Genomic DNA, 6213 nt, shown 5'->3' with positions numbered 1-6213 from the left:
ACGACGAACCACAGCGTCATGGTCAGCAGCGTGGTGAAGTCCTCGAGCAGCCGGAAGTCCTCGTGGAACGCGCCACCGCGCAGCAGGTCCCTGCCCTCGGGGGAGTGCCGGACCTGCCGGGCCCTCGCCCGCCGGTGGACGTAGCGGAACGTGATGCCGCAGACGAAGGACGCCACGAAACCGTTGCCGTCGACCGCGACCGTGGCGGCGTAGGTGAGCAGCGGGACGAGGAGCACGACGATGCGGCCCGACTGCTCGGTCAGCCAGCCACTGCGGTGGGCGGTCGACAGCAGCAGCGCCAGCACCGTGCCGAGCACCAGACCGGCCACGACCGCCTTGAGCGCGAACGGCAGCACGGTGGCCAGTGCGCCCAGCGGTGTCCGTTCCTGGGTGGCGTCGCCCGCCAGGATCAGCGCGAAGAGGAACAGGGGCGAGATGATGCCGTCGTTGTAGCCGCCTTCGACGTTGAGCACGCTGCGGACGCGTGAGGACAGGCCGCGGTCGCGCACGACCCGTTCGGCCGGGGCGAAGTCGATGGGCACGACCACGCCGGCGAGCAGCAGGAGCACCGGCCAAGGCAGACCGGGGAACAGCCACCAGCCCAGCAGCATCGCGGCGATCAGGCTCAGCGGCATGGCGACCAGCAGTACCCGTGCCGCGAGTCGGGGCGAGCTGCCCCAGAGCCGTCCGCCGCGCACCTCGGTGGCGTCGGCGAACAGCAGCACGGCCAGCACGATCTCCGCCACGTGCAGCATGGCCTCGGTGTTCAGCGCGATCTTGATCGACTCGTCGTTGAGCAGGCCGATCACGACGCCCGCGGCCACGATGACGACCGGCGCGCCGAGGTTCCACCGGTCCAGCCGGGCCGCGGCGAGGGAGCGGACCGTGATGGCGATCGCGATGAGCAGGAGCAGCGAGTTCATGTGACCGGGCTTCGTGAGGCGGCGTGACGGCGAAAGCCTAGGACCCGCGACGCCATTGTGGACGGACAGAGCGATGGCCGGTGTGTCCACTGGGGAGTGATCGCACCGGCGGTGTCACGGTCGCACCTCCCGGGCGAACTTCGTCATCCCCCGACTGGCTGCCGTCACCCGGCCGCCTGGCCGGACGCTCCAGTCGGTCCACCGGTGCCGCGACGCGGTGGCCGGAGCCGAGGATCGAGGAGCCGGCCCGCGGTGGCGTTCCCGCCTGCCCGGATCGCGTTCCACGTTCACCACCGGACAAAACGGAGTTGTTTCCCGTGCCCACCCTGATCGACCGCACGACTCTGCGAACCCTGCTGGGGTACGCCAGACCGCAGCGGCGCACCATCCTCTTCGGAGGGGCGCTCGTCCTGCTGAGCGGTCTGGCCGCCGCCGCGCTGCCGCTGGCGGCCAAGGAGCTGGTGGACCGCCTCGGCGCGGGCGGCGGGATCACCGGACTGCTGGTGCTGCTGGTCGGCCTCGCGCTGGCCGGTGCCGTGGTCGCGATGGCGGGCAACTACCTGCTGGAGCGCGCCGCCGAGTCGGTCGTGCTGGGCGCCAGGAAACGGCTCGCGAGGCGGTTGCTGTCGTTGCGGGTGCCCGAGTTCCAGCGCGCCGAACCGGGAGACCTGCTGTCCCGGTTCACCGGCGACACGACGCTGCTGCGCGAGGTGTGCACGCACGCCCTAGTCGGGCTGGTGACCGGCTCGGCGACGACCGTCGTGATGGTCGTGATGATGGGGACGATCGACCTCGTCCTGCTGGGCATCACCCTGGCCGTGCTCGCGGTCGTGGGGCTGCTCGCGCTCGCCGGGATGCCGATGATCGAGAAGGCCTCCCACGCCGCGCAGAGCGCTGTCGGCGAGACCGGCGCACGGCTGGAGCGGGTGCTCGGAGCCTTCCGCACCGTCAAGAGCGCCGGAGCCGAGGCCAGGGAGGTCGCTGCCGTCGAACGCGGTGTCGAGGACGCCTGGCGGGCCGGTGTGCGGTCGGCGCGGTGGGAGTCGCTGGTGCACGGCGTCAACGGGCTCGCGGTGCAGGCGTCGTTCCTCGCGGTGCTCGGTGTCGGCGGCGCGCGCGTCGCGACCGGCGCGATCCCGCTGTCCACGCTGGTGGCGTTCCTGCTGTTCCTGTTCTTCCTGGAGGAGCCGATCGGGCAGATCCTGCACGCCGGCAGCAAGCTGCAGATCGGGTTCGCCGCGGTGCGCAGGCTGCGCGAGGTAGAGCAGATGCCGGCGGAACCCATCGGTGACTCCGCCGACGCCCAGCCGGCCGCACAGGGCGGGGCGCGTCTGAGCTTCTCCGGCGTGCGGTTCCGGTATGGCCCCGAGTCACCCGAGGTGCTGCGCGGCATCAGCGTCGACGTTCCCGCTGTGGGCATGACCGCGTTCGTCGGTCCGTCCGGCGCGGGCAAGTCCACGCTGTTTGCGCTGGTCGAACGGTTCTACGAGCCCGACGCGGGACACATCCGCCTGGACGGCCGCGACCTCGCGGACTGGGACCTGGCGGCGCTGCGGGCGGGGATCGGGTACGTCGAACAGGACGCGCCCCTGCTGTCCGGGTCGTTGCGCGAGAACCTCGTCTACGGCCGCCCGGACGCGACGGACGAGGAGGTCCGCGACGTCGTGGCGCAGACGCGGCTGGACTCGCTGGTCGAGCGGCTGCCCGCCGGCCTGGACACCCCGGTCGGGCACCGCGGCAGCTCCCTGTCCGGTGGCGAGCGGCAACGGGTCGCGCTGGCCCGCGCGCTGGTCAGCCAGCCGCGGTTGCTGCTGCTCGACGAGATCACCTCGCAGCTCGACGCCGCGAACGAGATGGCCATCAGGGACGTCGTCACCACGGCGGCCAAGACGATGACCGTGCTCGTGGTGGCGCACCGGCTCTCGACGGTGACGCGGGCGGACCGGATCGTCGTGCTCGACGACGGCGTGGTGCGGGCCACCGGCACCCACGACGAGCTCGTCGCGACCGACCCGCTGTACGCCGAGTTCGCCGCCACGCAGCTGCTCACCGGCGAACACCGCGGATGAGCGGGATCAGCGGTGGGCCACGAGCGGCAGGCTCAGCCGCAGCTGGAAGCCGCCGTCGGCCGTCGGGCCGGTGTGGAGCTTCCCGTCCAGCAGCGCCGCCCGCTCGTGCAGGCCGACCAACCCGTGACGCGCGCTGGGGAGAGCGAGGTGCGGCCGCGTCGGCCGGGTGTTGGTGACGGTCACGGTCAGGTCCGTGTCGTCGTGGCTGATCTCCACGGTCGCGCTCGCACCGGGCGCGTGCTTGCGCACGTTGGTCAGCGCTTCCTGGATGGTGCGGTAGATCGCGCGCTGCACGGGCGGTTCGAGGCCGTCCGGTGCCGCACCGTCCAACCGGGCGTCGATCGCACTGTTGCCGATGAGGCGTTCGAGGTCGGTCAGCGTGGGCTGGGGCGTGAGCTCGGTGGCCGGGGTGCCGGAGGCGCGCAGCAGGTGCACCATGTGCCGCAGCTCGTCGAGGGTGTTCACCGACAGCTGCCGCACGTTCGCCGCGGCCAGCCTGGCGTCCGGGTCGGGGGTGCTGACCTGCAGCGCCGCCGCCTGCACGGCGATCAGGCTCACCTGGTGGGAGACGACGTCGTGCATCTCGCGGGCGAGCTGGTTGCGTTCCTTGGCGAGGATCGCCTCCGCGTCGAGCCGGCGTTCGTGCTCCCTCGCCTCCTTGACCTCCTCCAGCCGCAACGCCAGCTCGCGCCGGGAGCGCAGGAACTGGCCGAGCAGGATCGGGGCGAGCGCGGTCATCGTGAAGTAGATGACCCCGAGCAGCGTGTAGGAGTTCCAGATGGACGGTGCGAAGTCCGCCGTCGGGAAGATGAAGCCGACCGCGGCCACCAGCCCGCATCCGGCGAGGACCCACCAGTCGCGGTAGCGGCTGGAGACTACGTAGAGACCGATGATCGCCGGGACGATCGCGCCCGGCACCAGCACCGCCGGCAACGTCGCCAGGAACGCCGGCAGCGGCCACCGCTCCACCACCAGCAGGGCCAGCAGCGCGACCGCGAGCGGGACGACGCCGTACGCGTCCTCCTCGCTGATCATCGTCAGTACGCCCTCCGCCACCGCGAGCGCGAACACCGCGAGGCGGACCAGCAGCCGGGAGCTCACCGGGGCTCCCCGTCGCCGTCGAGCAGCCCGGCGCGCTGCGCCACGAGCGCGGCCTGCACCCGGCTGCCGACGCGCAGCTTGGTGAGGATGGCGCTGACGTGGTCTTTCACCGTGCCGACGCTGACGTGGATCCGCGCGCCGATCTCGGTGTTGGACAGCCCCTCGGCGATCAGCACGAGCACCGCGCGTTCGCGCTCGCTGAGCCGGCCGACTTGCTCGGACGCGCCCGAACCGGCGCCGGACCCCAGGTAGCCGTCGACCACGGTCCTGGTGACCTTGGGGGAGAGCACCACGCCGCCGTGCGCGAGCGTGCGAACCATCTGCGCGAGCTGCTCGGGGCCGGTGTCCTTGAGCACGAACCCGGCCGCGCCCGTCCGCAGCGCCGTGGCGATGTACTCGTCCGAGTCGAACGTCGTCAGCATCGCCACGACCGGCGGCGGCTTGAGGCCCTGCAGCTGTCGCAGGATCGTGAGCCCGTCCACGTCGGGCATCCGGATGTCGAGCAGCACGACGTCGGGGTTGAGCAGGCTGATCTCCCGCACCGCCTGCGCCCCGGTCGGGGTCGCGACCACCTCGATGTCCCCGGCCGCCTGCAGGATGAGGCGGAACCCCGTCCGCACCAGCTCCTCGTCGTCCACGACGACCACCCGGATCATGCGTCACTCCTTTGTGGATCTGTTCGGGTGCAGTGTCTCAGCGAACGTGCTTCGCGGGCTCGGTGGCGAGGTGGAGCAGGTGCTCCAACGGGCCCCGGCGGAAGAAGCGGGACCAGATCCAGGCGAACACCACCGTCCCGGTGATGAACAGCAGCACCGGCGCCCAGGACGTCGGCGACTCGGCCTCCGGACCGCCCGCCATCTGGGGCGACAGGACGAAGTGGCCGACGTACGCGGTGAGGGACATGGTCCCCACGGCGATGACCGGTGCCGCGAGCTTGCCCAGCAGCGGCAAGCGGTCCAGTGCCACCGTCGCGCCCACGACCACGGTGATCGCGACCCCGACGCAGCCGAGGACGTCCAGAGGCATACCGCTGTGAGGTTCGGCTGTGAGCAACGACCACACCGACTCGACGGCCTCAGGCATGTCACCGTCGAACGACCGCGATATCAGCCAGGAGGTGCCGTAGGCGAAGACGACCAAGGCTGGACCGAACACCGCCAGCCGTCGCCGCACGGCGTGAGACGACAGGTCCAGCCTGCCCAAAGCCATGCCCGCGACGACGAACGCCATCCACGGGATCGCGGGATAGAAGCCGGTGAGCAGGAGGTCGAGCACCCCCACGCCACCGAGGCGGTCCAGCGGGTCGTAGGCCTTCACCGCGGCTGCGACCGGCTCGGTCACCAGCGCCTTCACCCCCAGCGCCAGCGGCGGCAACACCACGGCGAAAACGGCCGCGATCACCGCGAGCGTGCGGGCGCGCAACCGCACCAACGGCAGGGCCAGCACGAAGTAGACGCCGTAGAAGGCCAGGATCACCACGCCGCCGTACACGGCGGCCATCACCGTGCCCAGCGCGAGGAGGATCACCGCCCGGATCGCGATGCGCACCTTCGCCTGACGGCCGGCCACCCCCGTCTTCGGTTCGAGGCGACCGGCGAGCAGCACGAGCGAGAACCCGGCGAGAGTGGCGAACAACGCGGACGAGCGCCCCTCCGCCAGGTGCCGCACCCAGGACCCGACGCCGGTCGTATCGGTGGCCTCGGGACCCAGGTGCACGACGAACATGCCGAACACGGCCAACGCGCGCGCCAAGTCGATCCCGACCAGGCGCCCGGCCGACGGCGTTGTCACAGCTGAGACGTCGTGTGCACTGATCGAGCTCTGCGAGTCTGCGACAGGGCTGCTCATCCCTCGTCGTCGCCGAAGAACTCGTCCGCCACGCCGCCCAGCGCCATGCCACCGAGCACGCCACCCGCGACACCGGCCGCTCCGGCGGCGAGCATGCCGCCCATGCCGGGTCCGCGTCGCTGGTCCTGGTGGTCGTAGCCGCCGTAACCGGGCTGGCCGCCGAACGCGGGGTTCTGAGCACCCCCGCTGAACGCCGGGTTGAGACCACCGCCGCCGAACGCGGGGTTCGTCGCCGAGCGCGCGGCGACCTGCTCCAGCCAGCCGCTGATGGC

The 6213-nt window shown here is 71.6% G+C and carries 5 protein-coding genes and 1 pseudogene; 1 reads left to right on the top strand and 5 read right to left on the bottom strand.

The window, feature by feature from the left end:
* On the bottom strand, positions 1 to 923 hold a 923-nt coding region (locus tag VF330_RS30925; RefSeq protein ID WP_330855232.1), incomplete at its 3' end, for a cation:proton antiporter.
* A gap of 317 nt (positions 924 to 1240) precedes the next feature.
* On the opposite strand from VF330_RS30925, the gene VF330_RS30920 reads away from it, so the two are divergent.
* Complete coding sequence (locus VF330_RS30920) at positions 1241 to 2992, top strand: ABC transporter ATP-binding protein (protein WP_330855231.1); 1752 nt, start codon at positions 1241 to 1243, stop codon at positions 2990 to 2992.
* 6 nt (positions 2993 to 2998) lie between these two features.
* On the opposite strand, the gene VF330_RS30915 is transcribed toward VF330_RS30920, so the two are convergent.
* From VF330_RS30915 to VF330_RS30900, 4 genes and pseudogenes are all read right to left on the bottom strand, one after another.
* On the bottom strand, positions 2999 to 4093 hold the full coding sequence (locus VF330_RS30915; RefSeq protein WP_330855230.1) for a sensor histidine kinase: 1095 nt from the start codon (positions 4091 to 4093) through the stop codon (positions 2999 to 3001).
* Positions 4090 to 4749 (bottom strand): response regulator transcription factor, encoded by a 660-nt coding sequence (locus VF330_RS30910; protein WP_330855229.1) that lies wholly within the window; start codon positions 4747 to 4749, stop codon positions 4090 to 4092. The genes VF330_RS30915 and VF330_RS30910 overlap by 4 nt, the downstream gene beginning before the upstream one ends.
* A gap of 37 nt (positions 4750 to 4786) precedes the next feature.
* Positions 4787 to 5884: a DUF418 domain-containing protein gene (locus VF330_RS30905; protein WP_330855228.1), complete on the bottom strand. Its 1098-nt coding sequence runs from the start codon at positions 5882 to 5884 to the stop codon at positions 4787 to 4789.
* 53 nt (positions 5885 to 5937) lie between these two features.
* A pseudogene (locus VF330_RS30900) lies at positions 5938 to 6213 on the bottom strand (SpoOM family protein); the annotation flags it as partial.

Origin of the sequence: Lentzea sp. (genome assembly GCF_036380075.1) — a bacterium.
Taxonomy (GTDB): domain Bacteria; phylum Actinomycetota; class Actinomycetes; order Mycobacteriales; family Pseudonocardiaceae; genus Lentzea.
Note: the sequence above shows the minus strand (reverse complement) of the source record. Positions and strands in the feature narration are given on the sequence as shown.

Excerpts from the sequence above, each read along its gene's own strand:
- VF330_RS30910 (WP_330855229.1), bottom strand. The coding sequence starts at position 4,749 with ATGATCCGGGTGGTCGTCGTGGACGACGAGGAGCTGGTGCGGACGGGG.